Consider the following 21,987-nt stretch of genomic DNA (forward strand, 5'->3'; position numbering starts at 1 on the left):
ACCACGGAGAACACCTTGAACGCACAGCCGGTCCTTCCCGACCCGGCCGAGACCGACGGCCGGGTCGCCGTCGTCGGCCTCGCGGGCCGCTTCCCCGGAGCCGATTCCGTCGACGCGCTGTGGGAGCTGCTGGCCGCCGGCACCGAGGCGATCAGCCGCTTCGGTCCGGAGGAGCTGCGGGCCGACGGGGTGCCGGACGACCAGTCGGGCAAGCCCGGGTACGTGGCCGCCAAGGGCGTGCTGTCGGACGTCGCCGGCTTCGACTCCCAGCTGTTCGGCTACAACGCGCTGGAGGCCTCGGTCATCGACCCCCAGCAGCGGATCTTCCTGGAGTGCGCCTGGGCGGCGCTGGAGGACGCGGGCTGCGACCCCGACCGGGCGCCCGGGCCGGTCGCGGTCTACGCCGGATCGCTGCTGAGCACCTACCTGATCCACAACCTGCTGCCGCGCACCGACCTGCGGGACTCGCTCGGCGTGCCGATGCTCTTCCAGGGCAACCAGCCCGACCAACTGGCCGCCCGGGCCGCGTACAAGCTCAACCTGCGCGGCCCGGCGGTCAGCGTGCAGACCGCCTGCTCGACCTCGCTGGTGGCGGTGCACCTCGCGGTGCAGAGCCTGCTCTCCGAGGAGTGCGACCTCGCCCTGGCCGGCGGCGTCACCGTCACCGTGCCGAACCGCTCCGGCTACCTGCCGGTGCCCGGCGGCATCGAGTCCCCGGACGGGCACTGCCGGCCCTTCGGCGCCGAGGCCGCCGGCACGGTCTTCGGCAACGGCGCGGGCGTCGTGGTGCTCAAGCGCCTCGCCGACGCGCTCGCCGACGGCGACCGGGTGCACGCCGTCATCCTCGGCTCGGCCGTCAACAACGACGGTGCCAACAAGGCCGGTTACACCGCCCCCGGGGTGGCCGGGCAGACCGCGGTGATCCGCGAGGCGCTGTCCGTCGCGGGCGTCGCCCCGGACACCATCGGCTACGTCGAGGCACACGGCACCGGCACCCCGATCGGCGACCCGATCGAGGTCGAGGCGCTCACCGCCGCCTTCCGCGCCGAGCAGGACGCCGAGCTGCGCTCGGCCACCGGCTGGTGCGGCCTCGGCTCGGTCAAGTCCAACCTCGGCCACCTGGACACCGCCGCGGGCATCACCGGCCTGATCAAGACCATCCTGGCCGTCCGCAGCGGCCGGATCCCGGCCAGCCTGCACGCCGAGTCCGTCAACCCCGGACTCGGCCTGGCCGACAGCCCGTTCTTCGTCCCCGCCGACCTCACCGACTGGCCGGTCGCCGAGGGTCCGCGCCGGGCCGCCGTCAGCGCCTTCGGCATCGGCGGCACCAACGCCCACCTGATCCTGGAGCAGGCCCCCGCGGCGGCCGCCCGGGAGGCCGCCGAGCCGACCGCCGTCCCGGTGGCCCTGCCGCTGTCCGCCCGCACCGGCACCGCCCTGGACGCCGCCGCCGAGCGACTCGCCGAGGACCTCGCCGCCCACCCGGACCGCCCGCTCGCGGACGTCGCCCGTACCCTGCGCACCGGCCGCCGCCGACTGGTCCAGCGCCGGGTCGTGGTCGCCCGGGACACCGCCGGCGCGATCGCCGCGCTGCGCGGGGGCGGCCGCCGGGAGTCCGTCCGGGCCCGCGCCGGCCAGGGCGCCGCGCCCGTCGCCTTCCTGCTGCCCGGCCAGGGCGCCCAGTACCCGGGCATGGCCCTCGGCCTGCACGCGGCGCACCCGGTGTTCCGCACCGCCCTGGACGAGGCCGCCGACCTGCTGCGCCCGCACCTGGGCCTCGACCTGGTCGAGCTGCTCCGCGACGGAGACGCCGAGCAGCTGCGCCGCAGCTCCGTCACCCAGCCCGCCGTCCTCGCGGTCGGCCACGCCATGGCCGCGCTGTGGCGGCACTGGGGCGTGCGCCCGGCCGCCCTGCTCGGCCACAGCCTGGGCGAGTACACCGCCGCGCTGCTCTCCGGCGTCCTCGACCTGCCCGAGGCGCTCGCCCTGGTCGCCGCCCGCGGCCGGCTGATGGAGGCCACCGCGCCCGGCGCGATGCTGGCCGTCCCGCTGGACGAGGCGGCCGCCGCCGAACTCGCCGCCCGGCACGGCCTGGACCTCGCCGCCGTCAACGGTCCGGCCGCCACCGTGCTGTCCGGCACTCCCGAGGCCGCCGGGCGCGCCGCCGCCGAACTCGGCGAGCGCGGCCTGCGCGCCCTCGCGCTGCCGGTGGACCGGGCCTTCCACAGCGCCCTGTGCGCCCCGGCCGCCGAACAGTTCGCCGCCGAGCTGGCCAAGGTGACGCTGCGCGAACCCACCGTGCCGTTCCTCTCCAACCTCACCGGCGACTGGATCACCCCGGAGCAGGCCACCGACCCCACGTACTGGACCCGCCAGATGCTCTCCCCGGTCCGCTTCCACGACGGGCTCACCCGCCTGGCCGCGCTCGACGAGCGGATGGTGCTGGTGGAGACCGGCCCCGGCAGCGTCCTGACCGACCTGGCCCGCTCCGCCGCCGAGGGCACCGCCGCGGCGCGGCTCGCCCAGCCGCCGCTGCCCACCCGAGGCCGCCGCGGCCCGGAGGACGAGCCCGGCAGCGCCGTGCTCGCCCTCGGCAGCCTGTGGACGCACGGCGCCCCGGTCGACTGGGAGCCGCTCGACGCCGCCCGCCCCGCCGACCTGCCCGGCTACCCCTTCGAGCGGCTGCCGCACTGGATCGAGCCCGCCATCCCCGGCCGGGCGCCCGCCACCGCGCTGCCCGCCTCGGACCCCGACGCGGTACACGCCACCATCGGCTGGCACCCGCCGGCCGGGCCGACGGCCGAGGCAGACCCGCTGAGCGGGCGCCGCCAGACCTGGCTGGTCCTGCTGGACCGGGCCGGCACCGCCCAGCCGCTGGTCGACCTGCTGACCGCGCGCGGCCAGATCGTCACCACCGTCCAGCCCGGCGCCGGCTACCGCCGGGTGCGCCGGGGCGTCTACGAGCTCGACCCGGCCGACCCGGCCCAGTACGCCAAGCTGCTCGCCGACCTGCGCGCCCTGGTCCGCACGCCCACCGCCGTCCTGTACGGCTGGGGACTGGACGAGACCGCGGACGAGACCGACGGCTACTTCGGCCTGGTCCACCTCGCCCGGGCGATGTCCGCCGAGAGCGTGGTGCACGAGGTGCGCCTCGGCGTGGTCACCGCCGGCGCCTTCCCGGCCGCCCCCGGCGAGCGGCCCCGGCCCGCCGCGGCCCTGCTCAGCGGCCCGGTCCAGGTGTTCGGCGAGGAGTACCGCAACCTGCGCTGCACCCAGGTCGACCTCGCCGCCGGGACCGTCCTCGACGAGGCGTCCGCCACCGCGGTGGTGCGCGCCGTGCTCACCGGCCCGGCCCCGCTGCTGGCCCTGCGCGACGGCGCCCTGCTCGCCCGCACCGTCGAGCGCGCCGAGCGGCCCGTCCCCGCCGCCCCGGCCCGGGTGCGCGCCGACAGCACCTGGCTGATCACCGGCGGCCTCGGCGGGATCGGCCTGACCCTGGCCCGCTACCTGGCCGGCGCCGGCGTCGCCCGGCTCGTCCTGCTCGGCCGCGGGGCCGGCGGCGAGACCGCCGAGACCGCCCTGGCCGGACTGCGCGCGGCCGGCGCCGAGGTGCTGACCGTGCGCGCCGACGTCACCGACGCCGAGGCGCTCGACCGGGCGCTGGAGCAGGCCCGGTCCGCCTTCGGACGGATCGACGGCGTGATCCACGCGGCCGGTGTGCCCGGCGGCGGCTCGGTGGAGCTGCGCTCCGACGACAGCATGCGCACGGTGCTCGCCCCGAAGACCGCGGGCCTGCGCCACCTGCTGGCCGCGCTGCGGCCCGGCGAGGCCGAGGTGCTGGTGCTCTGCTCCTCGCTCGCCACCCTGATCCCGACCTACGGCCAGTGCGACTACGCGGCCGCCAACGCCTACCTGGCCGCCGTCGCGGAGGCCGAGGCCGCGCGCGGCGAGCGGTTCGCGGTGGCCGTCGACTGGGACATGTGGGCCCAGGTCGGCATGGCCGACCAGGCCGAGGTCCCCGAGGCCCTGCGGGCCTTCCAGGCCGAGATGCTGGCCGGCGCGCTCACCCCCGAGCAGGGCGCCCGCGCCTTCGCCGCCCTGCTCGACGGCCCGGCCGGCCGGGCCGTGGTGGCCCGGGTCGGCGCCGGGATCACCGACGGCACCCTGCGGACCTCCGCCGCCCCGGCCGCCGACCTGCCCCGGACGGCCGCCCTGCCCCGCCCCGAGCTCGCCACCCCGTACACCGCCCCGGCCACCGCGACCGAGGAGCGCCTGGCCGAGATCTACGCCGAACTGCTCGGCCTCGACCGGGTCGGGGTGGAGGACGACTTCCTGGAGCTCGGCGGCCACTCGCTGCTGGCCGCCCAGGTCGCGGCCCGGCTGCGGGCCGAGTTCGAGGTCGACGTCCCCGCCCGGGTCTTCTTCGAGGGCGGCCGCATCGCCGACCTCGCCGTCGAGATCGAAGACCGCATCATCGCCGAACTGGAGCAGCAGTGACCAACCCCGCAGGCCGCAACCCCAAGGGCCGCGAGGACCGCCTCGCCCGGCTCACCCCCGAGCAGCGCGCCGCCTTCGAGGCGCGCGCCCGGGGCCGCGCCGGCACGGCCCCGGTCACCGCCACCGGCCCCACCGCCACCGGCCCCACCGCCGCCGGTCCCGCCGGTCCCGGCGCCGCGCCGACGCTGCCGCCGCGCGACCGCTCGGTGCCCGCGCCGCTGTCCTTCGGCCAGGAGCGGCTCTGGTTCGTGGAGCAGCTCACCCCCGGCCTCGGGGTGTTCAACGAGTACGTCGGACTGCGCCTCACCGGCGCGCTGGACGTCGCCGCCCTGGAGGCCGCGCTGACCGGCCTGGTGGAGCGGCACGAGGCGCTGCGCACCGTCGTCGCCGACGGTGCCGACGGCCCGGTGCAGCGGGTGCTGGAGCACACCGGCCCGGTCCTGCGGGTGGTCGAGCCGCAGGACGGCGAGGCCGACTGGAGCGAGCAGCGGGAGCGCGAACTCGCCGAGCGGGAGGCGGCCCTGCCGTTCGACCCGGAGCACGGCCCGCTGCTGCGCGCCCTGCTGATCCGCTCCGCGCCGGAGCGCGCCCTGCTGGTCGTGGTCAACCACCACCTGGTCGGCGACGCCTGGTCCCGCTCGGTGCTGGTGGAGGAACTCTGCGCCCGCTACCGGGCCTTCCGCGAAGGCGGCCCGGTGCCCGGGCCGCTCACGGTGCAGTACGCCGACTGGGCGCAGTGGCAGCGCGCCGAACTCACCGACGGCGCGCTGGCCGAGCCGCTCGCCTACTGGCGCGAGCGCCTGGACGGCGCCCCGCACGTCCTGGAACTGGCCACCGACCGGCCCCGGCCGGCCGTGCCCAGCCACCGGGGCGGCCGGGTGCACTTCACCCTGGACGCCGCCACCACCGAGGCCGTGGAGCAGGCCGCGCGCACCGCCCGGGCCACCCCGTTCATGGTCACCCTGGCGGCCTGGCAGGCCGTCCTGATGCGCCACTCCGGCCGGCAGGACGTGCTGGTCGGCGTGCCCACCGCGGGCCGCGACCGGCCCGAACTCGTCGGCCTGGTCGGCATGTTCGTCAACAGCCTGGTGCTGCGCTCGGACCTCTCCGGCGACCCGACCTTCGGCGAGCTGCTCGACCGGGTCCGGGAGACCGCCCTCGGCGCGCTCGCCCACGCCCAGGTGCCCTTCGAGCGCCTGGTCCGCGAGCTGCGCCCGGACCGCGACCTCAGCCACGCCCCGCTCTACCAGGTGCAGTTCGGCTACCGGAACGTCCCCGCCCCGGACATCGACCTGCCCGGGGTCGGCGTCGAGCTCGTCGACCTGGACAACGGGCTGTGCCGCACCGACCTCAGTCTGGAACTCGCCCGGGACGGCGGACTCACCGCCGGCGTCTGCGAGTTCAGCCGGGACCTGTTCGACGACGACACCGTGCGCGAGCTGACCGAGGCGCTGCGGCGGGTGCTCGCCGGCGGCGCCGCCGACCCCGGCCTGCGGCTGTCCGAACTGCTCGCGCTCACCCCCGTGGAGCAGGCCCTGCTGGCCGCCGCCGGGGACGGCGGGCCGCTGCCCGAGGACGCCGTGGACATCGTGACGGCCTTCGCCGAGGCCGTCCGCACCCGCCCCGGCGCCGAGGCCGTGCTGCCCGGCGGCCGCCCGGACCAGGCCCTGACCTACGCCGCCCTGGACGCCCGGGTCGACGAGCTGCTCGTCCGGCTGCGCGCCGCCGGGGTGCGCCCCGGCGACCGGGTCGGCCTGTGCCTGCGCCGCGGCACCGACCTGCCGGCCGCCATGCTCGCCGTGCTCCGGGCCGGCGCCGCCTACCTGCCGCTGGACCCCGACTACCCGGCCGCCCGGCTGGCCCACGTGGTCGAGGACGCCCGGCCCACCGCCGTGCTGGTGCACGCCGCGACCCGGGACGCGGCGCCGGCCGGTGCCCCGCTGCTCGACCTGGACGCCCCCGCCCCGGCCGGGAACGCGTCCGCCGAACCCGCGCCGGTGGACCCGGACGCGCCCGCCTACGTCATCCACACCTCCGGCTCGACCGGCCGCCCCAAGGGCGTCGTGGTCCTGCGCCGCAACCTCACCGCCTTCCTGGCGGCGATGGACCGCGTGCTCGCCGAGGACGCGGACGGCACGGACAGCGCGGACGGCACCGACGGCGCCGAGGCCACCGACGGCGCCGAGGCCACCGACGGCACCGCCGCCGCCGAGCCGTCAACCTGGCTGGCCGTCACCAGCGTCTCCTTCGACATCTCCGTCCTGGAACTGCTCTGGACCCTCAGCCGGGGCCACCGGGTCGTGGTCAACCCCGACCCCGGGGCGGCGCTGCCCGCCCCGACCACCGCCCCGGCGCCCCGGGCCGACCGGGCCGTCCCCGAGTTCAGCCTGTTCTACTTCGCCAGCGGCACCGCCGGGGCCGAGCCCGGCCCCGAGCAGTACCGGCTGCTGCTGGACGGCGCCCGCTTCGCCGACACCAACGGCTTCTCCGCGGTCTGGCTCCCCGAGCGGCACTTCCACGCCTTCGGCGGGCCGTTCCCGGCCCCCTCGGTGCTGGCCGCCGCGATCGCCCGGGCGACCGAGCGGATCGGCATCCGGGCCGGCAGCGTGGTGCTGCCGCTGCACCACCCCGTGCGGGTGGCCGAGGAGTGGTCGGTCGTCGACAACCTGTCCGGCGGCCGGGTCGGCCTCTCCTTCGCCTCGGGCTGGCACGCCGACGACTTCGTCCTCGCCAAGGACGCCTACCAGGACCGCCAGGCGCTCACCGTCAGCGGCATCGAGCAGGTCCGGCGGCTGTGGCGCGGCGAGCGACTCCCCTTCGAGGGGCCCGGCGGCCGCACCGTCGACGTCGAGGTGCTGCCCCGCCCGGTCCAGGCCGAACTGCCGTACTGGCTCACCTCCTCCGGCAACCCCGAGACCTGCCGCACGGCCGGCCGGGTCGGCGCCCGGCTGCTCACCCACCTGCTGGGCCAGAGCACCGAGGACCTCGCCGAGAAGATCGCCCTGTACCGCGAGGCCTGGCGGGAGGCCGGCCACGCCGGCGAGCCGCACGTCACCCTGATGCTGCACAGCTACCTCGGCGCCGACCCGGCCGACGTCCGGGCGCACGCCTGGCAGCCGTTCCGGGACTACCTGCGCAGCTCGGTCGGCCTGATCGAGAACCTGGCCCGCAGCCTCGGCATGGACGTCCGCAGCAGCGACTTCACCGCGGAGGACCAGGAGGCGCTGCTCGACCACGCCTGCGCCCGCTACCTCGGCCACGGCTCGCTGATCGGTACCGCCGAGGAGTGCCTGCCGCTGGTGCACCGGCTGGCCGAGATCGGGGTCGACGAGATCGGCTGCCTGGTCGACTTCGGCGTCGACACCGACGTCGCGCTGGCCGCCCTGCCCCGGCTGGCGGAGCTGCGCCGCACCGCGGCCACCGCACCCGCCGCCACCGGCCCGGCCGACAGCGAGCTGACCGCGCTGATCCGCGCCCACGGCGTCACCCACCTGCAGTGCACCCCCTCGCGGGCCCGCACCCTGCTGGACGAGGCCGACCCGGAGGCGCTGCGCGGCCTGCGCCGGCTGCTGCTCGGCGGCGAGGCCCTCGACGCCGACCTGGTGCGCCGCCTGGCCGGGCACCTCGACGGCCGGATCCTCAACATGTACGGGCCGACCGAGACCACCGTCTGGTCCACCACCGACGAGGTCGACCCGCAGGAGGGCCTGGTCACCGTCGGCCGCCCGATCGCCGGCACCACCGTCCGGGTCCTCGACCCGTACGGGCGCCGGGTGCCCGTCGGCGTGCCCGGCGAACTCCTGATCGGCGGCGCGGGCGTGACGGCCGGCTACCTCGACCGCCCCGAGCTGACCGACGAACGGTTCGTCACCGACCCCGAGGCGGCCGGCGCCGGAACGGGGCGGCTGTACCGCACCGGCGACCTGGTCCGCACCCGCCCCGACGGCCGGATCCAGTACCTGTCGCGCAACGACCACCAGGTCAAGATCCGCGGCTTCCGGATCGAGACCGGCGAGGTGGAGGCCGCGCTCACCGCGCTGCCCGGGATCCGCCAGTGCGTGGTGACCGCCTACGGCCTGGGCACCTCCCGGGCCGCGCTGGCCGCCTACCTGGTGCCCGCGGACCCGGCCGCGCCGCCGGCCCCGGCCGAGCTGCGGGCCGCCCTGGCCGGGCAACTGCCCGGCTTCCTCATCCCGTCCCGCTTCATCGCGCTCGACGCGCTGCCGCTCACCGGCAACGGCAAGGTCGACCGGGCGGCGCTGCCCGCGCCCGAGTCCGTGCCCGCCGCCGGCCGCGACCGCACCCCGCCGGCCACGCCCACCGAGGAGCGGATCGCCGCGATCTGGCGCGAGGCCCTCGGCCTCGACGAGGTCGGCACCGGGGAGGACTTCTTCGAGCTCGGCGGTCACTCGCTGCTGGCCGCCCGGATGGTCGCCGGCATCCGCGACGGGCTGAACGTGCAGCTGCCGCTGCGCACCCTGTTCGACTCGCCGACCGTGGCCGCGCTGGCCCGGGCCGTGGACGCGCTGGGCACGGACGGGGCCGCCGAGGCGCCCGCCGAGCGGACCGCGCTGCTCCCCGACCCGGCCCGCCGGCACGAGCCCTTCCCGCTCACCGACGTCCAGCGCGCCTACTGGATCGGCCGCAGCGGCGCCGTCGGCGGCGACGTCGCCTGCCACCTCTACCTGGAGGTGGACGTCGCCGACGTCGACCCGCTGCGCCTCCAGGACGCCTGGCGGTCGATGGTGCTGCGGCACGACGCCCTGCGCCTGGTCTTCGGCGAGGACGGCACCCAGCGCGTCCTGCCCGAGGTGCCCGCGTACGAGCTGACCGTCGACGACCTGCGCGAGCTGCCGGAGCGGGACCGGGCCGAGCACCTCACCGGGACCCGCGCCCGGATGTCGCACCAGGTGCTGCCGGCCGACGCCTGGCCGCTGTTCGAGCTGCGCGCCAGCCGCACCGCGGGTGCCGATGTCCGGCTGCACCTGAGCATCGACACCCTGATCGCCGATGGCGGCAGCGTGCAGATCCTGCTGCGCGAACTGCTCGCCGTCTACCAGGGCACGCTCGACCCGAGCCCGTTCGAACTCTCCTTCCGCGACTACGTGCTGGCCGAGCAGGACCGCCGCCGGGGCCCGGCCCTGCAGCGCGACCTCGACTACTGGCACGGCCGCCTGGACACCCTGCCGCCCGCCCCCGCGCTGCCGCTGGCGCGGCGCCCCGAGGAGCTGGCCGAGACCAGGTTCCGCCGCCGCGAGGCGCACCTGCCCGCCGAGCTGTGGGAGCGGCTGAAGAGCCGGGCCGCCGCCGGCCGGGTCACCCCGTCGGCGCTCGCGCTGGCCGCCTACGCCACCGTGATCGGCACCTGGTCGACGGCCGACCGCTTCACCCTCAACCTCACCCTGTTCAACCGGGTCGGCGACCACCCCGACCTGGCCGCCATGGTCGGCGACTTCACCGCGCTCAGCCTCTTCGAGGTGGACGGCGCCACCGCCGGCTCCTTCGCCGACCGGGCCCGCCGGCTGCAGGACCGGCTCTGGGAGGACCTCGACCACCAGCTGGTCAGCGGCGTCCGGGTCGGCGGCGAACTCGCCCGCCGGCGCGGGGTCGCCGAGGCGGCCATGCCGGTCGTCTTCACCAGTGAGCTCGGCGCCGACGGCGTGGGCGGCAGCCAGGTGCTCCGCGAGCTGGGCGCCGAGGTCGCCCACACCATCACCCAGACCCCGCAGGTCTGGCTGGACCACCAGATCTCCGAGGACGAGGGCCGGCTGCGGCTGACCTGGGACGCCGTCGAGGAGCTCTTCCCCGAGGGCGTGCTCGACGCCATGTTCGAGGCCTACACCGGCCTGCTCACCGCGCTCGCCGAACAGCCCGGCGCCTGGACGGACCCGCACCTGGTCGTCCTGCCCGCCGCCCAGCTCGACGCCTACCGGGCGCTCAACGCCACCGACGGCCCGCGGCCCGACGGGCTGCTGCACGAGCCCTTCCTCGACCGGGCCAGGACCGCGCCCGACCGCACCGCCGTGGTCTCGGCCACCGGCACGGTGACCTACGGCGAACTGGAGCGGGCCTCGGCGGCCGTCGCCCACGCGCTGCGCGCGGCCGGGGTGCGCCCCGGCGAGCTGGTCGGCGTGCGCGCCGACCGGGGCTGGGAGCAGGTTGCCGCCGCGATCGGCGTGGTCCGGGCCGGCGGCGCCTACCTGCCGCTGGACGCCGGCCTCCCGGCCGCCCGGGTCGCCCGCTCGCTCGAACACGCCGGCGCCACCGCGCTGCTCGCCCGGGAGTCCTGGGCCCCCGAGGACGCCGTGCCCGCCGGAGTGACCCTGCTGAGCTTCGAACAGGCCCTGGACACCCCGGCCGACACCCCGCCGGCTCCGGTCCCGACCACCCCGGCGGACCTCGCGTACGTCATCTACACCTCGGGCTCCACCGGCGACCCCAAGGGCGTGATGATCGACCACCGGGGGGCGTTGAACACCGTGGTGGACGTCAACGACCGCTTCCGGGTCACGCCGTCCGACCGGGTCCTCGGGATCTCCTCGCTCGGCTTCGACCTCTCGGTGTACGACGTCTTCGGCACCCTCGCCGCCGGCGCCGCCCTGGTGCTGGTCGGGCCCGGCGAGGAGCGCGACCCCTCGCGCTGGTCCCGGCTGGTCGCCGAGCACCGGGTCACGGTCTGGAACTCCGTCCCCGCGCTGATGGAGATGCTGCTGGCGTACGCCGACGGCAACCCGGCCGCCGACCTGGAGTCGCTGCGCCTGGTCATGCTCAGCGGCGACTGGATCCCGGTCGGCATGCCCGGCAACGTCCGCACGCTCGCGCCCAAGGCCGAGGTGATCAGCCTGGGCGGCGCCACCGAGGCGTCGATCTGGTCGGTGCTCCACCCGGTCGGCGAGGTCGAGCCGGGCCGCCCGAGCATCCCGTACGGCCGCCCGATGCGGAACCAGGGCATGGTCGTCCTGGACGAGGCCTTCCGGCCGCGTCCGGTCGGGGTGGCCGGCGCCCTGTTCATCACCGGCGTGGGCCTGGCCGTCGGCTACCGCAACGCCCCGGAGATCACCGCCCGGGCCTTCCCGGCCCACCCGGTCACCGGCGAGCGGCTCTACCGCACCGGCGACCTGGCCCGACTGCTGCCCGACGGCGACCTGGAGTTCCTCGGCCGCGAGGACTCCCAGGTCAAGGTGCGCGGCATGCGGATCGAGCTGGGCGAGATCGAGTCCGCCCTGGTCCGGATGGACGGCGTGCGGGAGGCCGCGGCACTGGTCGAGGGCGACGGGCTCGGTGCCCGGCTCGCGGTCTACGTGGTCCGCGAGGCCGCCCGTCCGCTGTCGGCCGCCCCGGCGACCACCGCCCCGGCCCCGGCGGCAGCCCCGGCACTGGACGCCGAGCGGGTCCGCCGGCTGGAGGCGCGCCTGCGCCAGCCCGGCCGCCGGGCCGACCTGGCGGGCCGTGAGGTGCTGCCGTTCGCGCTGCCGGCCGACACCCTGGAGCTGCGCCGGGCCGCCGCCCTGCGCGGCGCCGCCACCGGCTTCGCCGACGTCCCGGTGAACCGGACCGACCTGGACGCGCTGCTGACCGTGCTCGCCCGCCAGGACGAGGACGGCGTGCCCCGGTACGCCTACGGGTCGGCCGGCGGCCTGTACCCGGTGCAGACCTACCTGGCCGTCGCCCCCGGCGGGGTGGCGGGCCTGGCGGCCGGCACCTACTACGTCGACCCGGCCGGACCGGCCCTGGTCCCCCTCGACGGCGCGCCGGGCGCGGAGCGGGCGCTGGACCCGGCGCTCTACAGCGAGGCCAACCGGCCGCTGCTCGAACGGGCCGGCTTCGCCCTCTTCCTGGTCGCCAGGAATACCGCGATCGCCCCGGTGTACGGCGAACTCGCCGACCGGTTCTGCCTGTTGGAGGCCGGGGCAATGGCGCAGCTGTTGCGCCACCGGGCCGGCGACTGCACGGTGGCACTCTGCCCGATCGGCGACGTGTTCCCCGAGCCGCTGCGCGGAGCGCTGCTGCTGGAGGACGGCCAGAGCGTGCTGCACACCCTGGTCGGCGGCCGTCCGCCCGGTGCGGCGGCCGAGCAGCCGGACTCCGGCGCCGACTGGACGCTCGGGCTGCGGGAGGCCCTCGCCGAGCGGCTGCCCGGCTACATGGTGCCGCAGCTGGTCCGGGCGGTGGAGGCGCTGCCGCTGTCCGCCAACGGCAAGGTCGACCGGGCGGCGCTCGCCCGGCTCGGCGCCCCGGCCGTCACGGTGGGCGCACCGGCCCGACCGGGCACCCCGGCCGCCCCGGCGGCACCCGCGGCACCGGTTCCGGCGCCGCGCGCGGTGGCCCAGCCCACCGGGCCCGGAGCGGTGGAGCGGCTCACCGCACTGTGGCGGGAGGTGATGGACGGGGCGGAGGTCGACCTCGACACCAACTTCTTCGAGGCCGGCGCCAACTCCATCCACCTGGTCCGGGTCCAGCGGCGGATCGCCGAGGACTTCGGCCGGGAGCTGTCGGTGGTCGAGATGTTCGACCGGCCGACCATCCGGCACCTCGCCGAGCTGCTGGACCGGCCGGACCCAGCCGTCGCCCCCGCCCCGGTCGCGGCTCCGGTCGCGGCTGCGGAACCCTCGCCGGCCCCGGAGAGCAGTGCCCAGACCGCCGGCAGCGACCGCCGGCAGCACCACGAACGGCGCCGCGCCGCCCGCCGAGGCGGCCCCGGCACCGCACCGACCGGCTGACCCGGACGGTCGGCGGTCGGGCCGGGCGCCCCTGCCCGGCCCGACCGCCGACCCACCGAGCCGCGTCGATGACCACCTGTGAGGAGAACAGTCCGATGTCCACCCACGCCCCCGAGGGGCCGGCCACCGCAGTGCCGGACCTGCCGGACGCGATCGCCGTCACCGGCCTTGCCTGCCGGTTCCCCGGCGCCCCCGACGCCGGGACCTTCTGGGCCGACCTGGTCGCGGGCCGGGAGAACATCACCTTCCGTACCCCCGAGGAGCTGGCCGCCCTGGGCGTCCCGGCCGAACGGCTGGCCGACCCGCGGTTCGTGGGCGCCGGCGGCGTCCTGGAGGGCCTGGCGGAGTTCGACGCCGAGTACTTCGGCATCCCGCCCCGGGACGCCGAGCTGATGGACCCCCAGCACCGACTGTTCCTGCAGTGCGCGGTCACCGCACTGGAGGACGCCGGGCAGCCGACCGACGGGGTCGAGGGCGGCGTCGGGGTCTACGCCTCGGCCGGCTTCAACTCCTACCTGACCCACCAACTGCTGCCCCGCGCCGCACACTTGGCGGACCGGGCCGAGGTCCAGTGGCTGGCCGCGGGCGACAAGGACTACCTCGCCACCCAGACCTCCTACCGGCTCGGCCTGACCGGCCCCAGCCTGAGCGTGCAGAGCGCCTGCTCCTCCGCCCTGGTCGCCGTGCACCTGGCGGCCGAGGCGCTGCTGAGCGGCGAGTGCGACGTGGCGCTGGCCGGGGCGGTCTCCGCCGGGGTCGGCCAGGGGCTCGGCTACCTGCACGCCGAGGGCGGGATCCTCTCCGCCGACGGGCACTGCCGCCCCTTCGACGCCACGGCGACCGGCACGGTCTTCGGCAGCGGCGTCGGCGTGGTGGTGCTCAAGCGGCTGGCCGACGCGGTCGCCGACGGCGACACCGTCCGGGCCGTCCTGCTCGGCTCGGCGGTCAACAACGACGGCAACCGCAAGGTCGGCTTCACCGCGCCGAGCCTGGACGGCCAGGTCCGGGTGATCACCGCGGCCCAGTCGGTGGCCGGGGTCTCGCCCGGCGAGGTCTCCTGCGTCGAGGCGCACGGCACCGCGACGTCCCTCGGCGACCGGATCGAACTCGCCGCACTGGCCCGGGTGTTCGGCGACGCGCCGGACTCCCGCCGGGTGCTCGGCGCGGTCAAGTCCAACGTCGGCCACCTGGACACCTGCGCCGGGATGGCCGGGCTGATCAAGACGGTGCTCGCGCTGCAGCACCGCACCCTGCTGCCGACCGTCCACTTCGAGAGCCCCAGCCCCGAGCTGGACCCCCGCCTGTTCCGGGTGCTCACCGAGGCCGAGCCGTGGACCGGCGCGGACGGCACCCGGGTCGCCGGGGTCAGCTCCTTCGGCATCGGCGGCACCAACGCCCACCTGGTCCTCCAGGACGCTCCCCCGCTGCCCGCCGCGCCCGCCGGGCCGGCCGGCGGGTGGGAGCTGCTGCCGGTGTCCGCCCGCACCGAGGCGGCGCTCGACCGGGCCACCGAGCGGCTCGACGCGGCACTGGCCGGACCGGCCGCGCCCGCGGCCGCCGACGCCGCGTTCACCCTGCAGACCCGGCGCAGGCACCACCCGTGGCGGCGCACCGTCCTGACCGGACCCGGGGAGCAGCTGCGCTCCCGCCCGGTCCGGGCCGCCGGCGACGGCCGGGAGGTCGCCTTCCTGTACCCCGGCCAGGGCGCCGGCCGCCCCGGCATGGCCGCGGAGCCGTACCGCGCCGAACCGGTCTTCCGCACCGCGCTCGACCGCGGCCTGGACGCCCTGCGCCCGTGGACGGCCGCGCCGCTGCGCGCGCTGCTGCTCGACCCGGCCCACGCGGACCTGTTCGACCGGACCGAGGTCGCCCAGCCGGCCCTGTTCGCGGTGGAGTACGCGCTCACCGCGTGGTGGACGGCGCTCGGCCTGCGGCCGGTCGCGCTGGCCGGCCACAGCGTCGGCGAGTTCGCGACCGCCTGCGCCGCCGGGGTCTTCGAACTGCCCGGCGCCGCCCGGCTGGTGGCCGAGCGCGGCCGGCTCATGGGCACCATGGCGCCCGGCGCGATGCTGAGCGTCCCGCTGCCCGAGGCGGAGCTGCGCGCGCTGCTGGACGACCCCGAGGGCCCGGAGCTCGCCGCCGTCAACGCCCCCGACCGCTGCGTCGCGGCCGGCACCCCCGGGGCGGTGGCCCGGCTGGCCGAACACCTGGCCGCGCGCGGCGTCTCCGCCCGGCCGCTGGCCGTCCGGCACGCCTTCCACACCCGGGACGCCGAGCCGCTGCTGGCCGAGTTCGCCCGGCTGGTGGCGGGTGTCCCGGCGCAGGCCCCGGCCCTGCCCGTGGTCTCCGGCCTGACCGGGCGTGAACTGACCGCCGAGGAGGCCGTCTCTCCGGAGTACTGGGCGCGCCAGCTGCGCCACACCGTACGCTTCGCCGACGCGCTCGCCGCCCTGCCGGGCGACGGCCCGCTGCTGGAGCTCGGCCCCGGCCGGGGCCTGACCGGCTTCGCCGTGCGGACCCTGGGCACCGACCGGTCGGCCCTGCCCACCCTGGACGCGGCCACCGACGGGACACCGCCGCCCGCCCGGCTCACCGCGCTGGGCCGGCTGTGGGAGCGCGGCGCCGAGCTCGACTGGTCGGCCCTCGGCGAGCGGGCCGGGCGTCGGCACGCCTCGCTGCCGGGCTACCCGTTCGAGCCGGTCCGGCACTGGTTCGAACCGGCCGAGGACAGCGCGCCGCCCGCTGCCCCCGCCGGGCCCGCCACCCCGGCGCCGGTCCCGGCCGCCGAGGGGGTGGACTCCTGGCTGCACGTCCTGTCCTGGACCCCCGCCCTCCCGCCGGTCGGCACCGGGCCCGTCCCGGCCTCGGTGCTGCTGCTCGCCGACGACGCCGGGCTCGCCGGGCCGGTCGCCGAGCGGCTCACCGCGGCCGGCGCCGCCGTCACCGTGGTCCGGACCGCCGACGGAGCGGCCGCCGAGGAGACGAACGCGCTCACCCTCGACCCCGCCGACGCCGCCGCGCACTCCGCGCTGGCCGCCGCCCTGGCCGGGCGCGGCACCCCGCCGGACGCCGTGGTCTCCTGCTGGGCCCTGGACGAGCCGCCGCTGGAGCGGGCCACCCCCGGCCGGGCCACCGAGGGAGCCCTGCGCGCGCTGACCGTCCCGGTCCAGCTGGCCCGCGCCCTGGGCGAGGCCTTCCCGGGCCGGCCGCTGCGGATGCTGCTGGTCACCGACGCCGCCCACGGGGTCAACGGGCAGCCCGCCCGCACCCCGCAGGCCGCCGCCGGGCTCGGCGCCGTCCGGGTGCTGCCGCAGGAGGTGCCCGGCCTCACCGCCGAGGCGCTCGACCTGGACTGCCCCACCCGGGAGCCCGCCGAACTCGCCCTGGCCGCCGACACGGTGGTGGCCCGGCTGTGCTCCGAGCTCGCGCCCGCGCCGCTCACCGCGGTCCGCGGCCGGGCCCACCTGGTGCCCGCCCCGGACCGGCCCGTGCTCACCGACCCGGACGCCCCGCAGCTCGCGCTGCCCGCGGGCCCGTGGCTGGTCACCGGCGGTCTCGGCGGGATCGGCCTGGCCGTGGCCGGCCGGCTCGCCGAGGACCCCGCGCGGACCCTCGTGCTGCTGACCCGCCGCGCCGTCCCCGACGGCGACGGCTGGCACAGCGTGCGGCCCGCGGGCTCCGCTCCGGCGCGGAACTGCCCGCCGGAGCTGGCCGAGGCGCTCGCCGGGCTGACCGCCCACGGCGCCCGGCTCTGCCTCGTCCAGGCCGACGTCACCGACGAGGCCGCGCTGGCCACCGCCCTCGACGCCGTCCGGGCCGCGTACGGCCCCCTCGCCGGGGTGGTGCACGCCGCCGGGGTGCCCGGTGGCGGTGTGGCCGCCCTGCGCGGGCCCGAGGAGATGGCCCGGGTGCTCGCCCCCAAGGTCCTCGGCACCGTCCTGCTGGAGCGGCTGACGGCCCGGGACCGGCCGCTGCTGGTGCTCTGCTCCTCGGCGCTCACGGTCACCGGCGCGGTCGGCCAGGCCGACTACACCGGGGCCAACGCCTTCCTGGACAGCTTCGCCACCGGCAGCCCGGCGGCCGTGTCGATCGGCTGGGACCGCTGGTCGCAGACCGGCATGGCGGTCCGCTCCGGCCTGCGGGACTGGCTCGACGGCGGCGAGGCACTGGACGACGCCCTGTTCGACGCCCGCCGCACCGAGCCGGACGGCACGGTGGAGCTGCGGCTGCGCCGCGCGGAGCAGACCGAGTGGCCGGCCGCGGAGCACCGGATCGGCGACGTCCCGGTGCTGCCCGGCACCGCACTACTCGAACTCGCCGTCGCCGGGCACCGGTTGACGCTCGGGGACGGTCCGGTCGAACTGGACGCGGTCTTCACCCACCCGCTGCGGCTGCCCGCCGACCAGCCGCCGCAGGTCACCCTGCGGCTGCGTCCGGCGCCCGAGGGCGGGCACCTGTGGGAGGTCCGCTCCAGCGCCGCGCCGTCCAGGCCGCACGCCCAGGGCCGGATCGCGCCGTACCGCGGCGGCTCCCCCGAGCGCCTCGACCTCGACGCGCTCGCGGGCCGCTGCGCCCCCGTCGCCCCGGCCGCCGGCCGGGAGCCCGCCGGGGCCAGCGGGCTACGCACCGGACCGCGTTGGGAGAGCCTGCTGGAGGTCCGCGAGGGCTCCGACGGGGACGCGCCCGAGGCGATGCTGCGGCTGCGCCTGCCCGAGCGCTTCCACGGCGACCTGGCCGCACACCCGCTGCACCCCGCGCTGCTGGACACCGCCACCGGGGCGGTCACCGCCCGGACCGGCAGCCACCTGCCGGTGGCCTACCGGCGGCTGGTGGTGCTCGGCCCGCTCGGCCCCGACGCGGTGGTCCGGGTGGTCCGCCGCCCCGGGGCGGCCGGGGCGGGCGGCACCCTGGTCGTCGACGTCACCGTCGCCGGGCCGGACGGCACGCCGAGCGTGATCGTCGAGGGCTTCGTGTTGCGCCCGGCCCCGGCGCCCGGCCCGGACGGCACAGGTGTGACGGCCGGTACCGCCGGTACCGCCGGTGCCGCCGGTGCCGCCGGTGCCGCCGCCGAGCGGGGCGGCATCCCGACCCGCGAGGGCCTGCTGGCCTTCGACCGGATCCTGGCCAACCGTCACCTCCCGCACGTGCTGGTCAGCCCCCGCGCCACCACCGCGACCGCCCCGGGCGCCACCCGCACCGCCCCGGCGGCCACCGCGCCGCCGGAGCCCGGGCCGACCGCGCCCGAGGAGCTGGAGGAGCGGATCGCCGCGGTCTGGTCCCGACTGCTCGGGGTGCCCGACATCGGCCCGGACGACAGCCTGTTCGAGCTCGGCGGCGACTCCCTGCTGATCGTCCAGATCACCGGTGAGCTCCAGCGGCTCGGGCTGGCCGTCTCCCCCGGCGACCTCTTCGCCCACCCCACCGTCGGGCAGCTCGCCGCCCGGCTCCGCACGGACCGCGAACCGGCCGCCGCGCCCGCGCCCGACACCCCCGCCCCGCCCACCGCTCCCGCCGGATCCGACCCGGCCCCCGCACCGGGGCCGCGCGAGGCCTTCTCGGACGCGGATCTCAGCGAAGACGACCTGGCCCGGGTATTCGCCCTGTTCCGGTCAGGAGAGGACACCAAGTGAACGACATCGAGGACATCTACCCCCTCTCGCCCACCCAGGAGGGGATGCTCTACCACAGCACCACCTCCCCCGAGCACGGCCTCTACGTCGAGCTGACCACCTTCCGGGTGCACGGCGAGCTGGACGTCGCCGTACTGGGCGCCGCCTGGCAGCGGGCGATCGCCCGGCACCCGGTGCTGCGCACGGCCTTCGTCCGGGAGCGGATCCGCACCCCGCACCAGGTGGTGCTGCCGAAGGCGGACCTGCCGATCGAGTTCCGCGACCTGACCGGCCTGGACGACGCGGCCCGCGCGGCGGCCGTCGCCGAGGAGTTGGAGCAGCGGGCCCGCGAGCGCTTCGACCTGACCCGGCCGCCGCTGATGCGGCTGCTGGTGCTGCGCCTGCCCGGCGAGCACCTGGTGGTGTGGACGTACCACCACCTGCTGCTGGACGGCTGGTCCGCCGCCCTGCTGCTGGCCGAGGTCACCGCCGGGCTGTCCGGCGACACGGCCGAGCTGCCCGCGCCGCCCGCCTTCCGCGAGTACATCGCCTGGCTGGGCCGTCAGGAGCCGGAGCGCGACCGGGAGTTCTGGACCGGCTACCTGGCGGGCTATCGCGAGCCGGCGGCGCTGACCCTGCCCGGGATGCACCCGGGCGCCAAGCCGTCCGGCGAGTTCCGGACCGTCCGGGCGGAACTGCCCGCCGAGACCCTCACCGCGCTCCGGCGCCTGGCCGCCGCCAACGCCACCACGCTCAGCGGCCTGGTCGAGGCGGCCTGGGCGGGAACGGTCGCCCGTCACTCCGGCCGGGACGACGTGGTGGTCGGCGTGACCGTCTCCGGACGCCCGGTCGGCCTCGACCGCGCCGAGCAGATGCTCGGGATGTTCATCAACACCGTCCCGGTGCGGGTGCGGATCGACCGGGACCTGCCGGGCGACGCCTGGCTGGCCGGCCACGCCGCCACGCGTCACCCCGTGCTGGACCACCAGCACACCCCGCTGACCGACATCCAGCGCTGGGCCGAGACGGCCCCCGGCGTGCCGCTGTTCGACACCGTCGTGGTGGTCGAGAACTACCCGGACCGGACGGAGGCGGTGCTCTCCCACGGCGCGGTCACGGTCAGCGACGTCCGCTACGAGACCCGGACCAACTACCCGGTCACCCTGGTCGTCCGGGCCGCCGCGGAAATGCAGCTGCAGGCGGTGGTGGACGCCGGCCGGATCACCCCGGAGGAGGCGCGGGCGCTGCTCGACCACGTCGTCGCCGTGCTGACCCGGTTCGCCACCGGACCCGGCCGTACCGTCGGGGAGCTGCTGGACGTCACCGAGGAGACCCGCGCCCGGCAGCTGGACACCTGGAACGGAACCGAGGTCGACCGCAGCGAGCCGCCGACCCTGCTCGCCGGGCTGATCGACGAGGCGGTCCGCAGCCGGCCCGACCATCCGGCCGTGATCGACCCGCAGACCCGGTACAGCTACCGGGAGTTGGACCTGCGGGCGGACGCCCTCGCCCGGTGGCTGGCCGACCACGGGGTGCGGCCGGGGGACCGGGTGGGCATCTGCCTGGGCCGCTGCGTGGACCTGGTGACCGCAACGCTGGCGGTCGCCCGGGCCGGGGCCGCGTTCGTCCCGCTCGACCCGACCCACCCGGTGGAGCGGATCGGCCTCGTCCTGGAGGACGCCGCGCCGGCCGTGGTGCTCGTCGACGCGACCGGAGTGCCCGCACTGGCCGGCTGGGACGGCACCGTCGTCGACCTCGCCGCCGTGGACCTCTCGCCCTCCCCGGCCGCCGACGATCTCCCGGGCGCCGATCCGGAAGGACTCGCCTACCTGATCTTCACCTCGGGCTCCACCGGCCGCCCCAAGGGCGTCGCCGTCGGCCACCGGGCGCTGGCGAACCTGGTGGACAGCCTGGCCCGCCGTCACCCGGGCCTGGACGGCGACACCCGCTTCCTCGCCCTCACCACGCTCAGCTTCGACACCTCGCTCGCCGAACTGCTGGTGCCGCTCGCGGTCGGCGGGACGGTCCACGTCGGCGGCCAGACCCTCGGGCTGAGCCGCCGGGAGCTCGACCGCTACACCGTGGAGCACGGCATCACCGCGGTGCAGGCCACCCCCTCCCGCTACCGGGCGCTGCTGGAGTCCGGCTGGCAGGGCGCCGGGCGGCCCCGGCTCTACAGCTGCGGCGAGGCCTTCCCGGCGGACCTGGCCGCACCACTGGCCGAACGCGGCTCCTCGGTGTGGAACATGTACGGGCCGACGGAGACCACCGTGTACTCCAGCGTCGAGCCGATCACCGCCGACACCACCCGGGTCACCGTCGGCCGCCCGATCTCCAACACCGTGCTGCACGTCCTGGACACCGTGGACGGCCGGCTGCTGCCGGTCGGCTGCGTCGGCGAACTGTGCATCGGCGGCGACGGCGTCGCCCAGGGCTACTGGCGGCGGCCCGAGCTGACGGCGGAACGGTTCGTCACCGACCCGTTCACGGGCGGCCGGATGTACCGCACCGGCGACCACGCCCGCCGCCTGCCCGACGGCCGGATCGAGCTGCTCGGCCGGATGGACCGCCAGCTCAAGCTGCGCGGATACCGGATCGAGCCCGGCGAGATCGAGCAGGCGCTGCTCGCCCTGCCCGCGGTGGCGGGCGCCGCGGTCGCCGAACGGGAGGACCGCCTGGTCGCCTGGGTGGTGCCCGCCGAACGGGGAGCCCCGTTCGACGCCCTCGGGCTCCAGGCCGAGCTGCGCCGCTCGCTGCCCTCGTACATGGTCCCCGAAGCGGTCACCGTCCTCACCGAGCTGCCGCTCACCCCGGCGGGCAAGACCGACCTGCTCGCCCTGCCCACCCCGGCGAAGTCCACCACCGAGCCCGCGCCGACCGGCCGGCCCGCCGTGGCGGCGGATCACGAGGCGCTGGTGACCCGGCTGTTCCGTGAAGTCCTGGCAGTGCCGGAGGTCGGTCCGGACGACGACTTCTTCGAACTGGGCGGCGACTCGCTGCGCGCCCTGCGCCTGCTCTCCCGGCTGGAGGCGGAACTCGGCTGCGAGCTCGACATCGAGCTGCTCTTCGATGCGGCCACGGTCCGCGAGCTGACCTCGGCCCTCGGCTCGGTCCTCGGCACCACCGGCCAGTGAACCGCCCGGCGTCCCGGCCGGCCCCGG

3 protein-coding genes and 3 pseudogenes are annotated in these 21,987 nt (G+C 77.3%); all 6 read left to right on the forward strand.

Annotation, left to right across the window (positions count from 1 at the left end; all coding sequences use genetic code 11):
- The first annotated feature begins 15 nt into the window (after window positions 1–15).
- Window positions 16–4,497, forward strand: coding sequence for a type I polyketide synthase (locus ACZ52R_RS33775; protein WP_465754725.1), 4,482 nt, complete (start codon window positions 16–18; stop codon window positions 4,495–4,497).
- Window positions 4,498–4,703: 206 nt separating this feature from the next.
- A pseudogene (locus ACZ52R_RS33780) lies at window positions 4,704–10,361 on the forward strand (MupA/Atu3671 family FMN-dependent luciferase-like monooxygenase); the annotation flags it as partial.
- Window positions 10,362–10,469: 108 nt separating this feature from the next.
- A pseudogene (locus ACZ52R_RS33785) lies at window positions 10,470–11,724 on the forward strand (amino acid adenylation domain-containing protein); the annotation flags it as partial.
- A 1,136-nt stretch (window positions 11,725–12,860) separates the two neighbouring features.
- A pseudogene (locus ACZ52R_RS33790) lies at window positions 12,861–13,217 on the forward strand (acyl carrier protein); the annotation flags it as partial.
- A 95-nt stretch (window positions 13,218–13,312) separates the two neighbouring features.
- Window positions 13,313–18,847 (forward strand): type I polyketide synthase, encoded by a 5,535-nt coding sequence (locus ACZ52R_RS33795; RefSeq protein WP_465754726.1) that lies wholly within the window; start codon window positions 13,313–13,315, stop codon window positions 18,845–18,847.
- Window positions 18,844–21,960: a non-ribosomal peptide synthetase gene (locus ACZ52R_RS33800; protein ID WP_465754727.1), complete on the forward strand. Its 3,117-nt coding sequence runs from the start codon at window positions 18,844–18,846 to the stop codon at window positions 21,958–21,960. The genes ACZ52R_RS33795 and ACZ52R_RS33800 overlap by 4 nt, the downstream gene beginning before the upstream one ends.
- Window positions 21,961–21,987: the final 27 nt, after the last annotated feature.

This window comes from Kitasatospora sp. NPDC034023 (assembly GCF_055575795.1).

Bases quoted from the DNA above. Each gene is read 5' to 3' on its own strand.
- ACZ52R_RS33795 (WP_465754726.1), top strand. From the start codon at position 13,313: ATGTCCACCCACGCCCCCGAGGGGCCGGCCACCGCAGTGCCGGACCTG.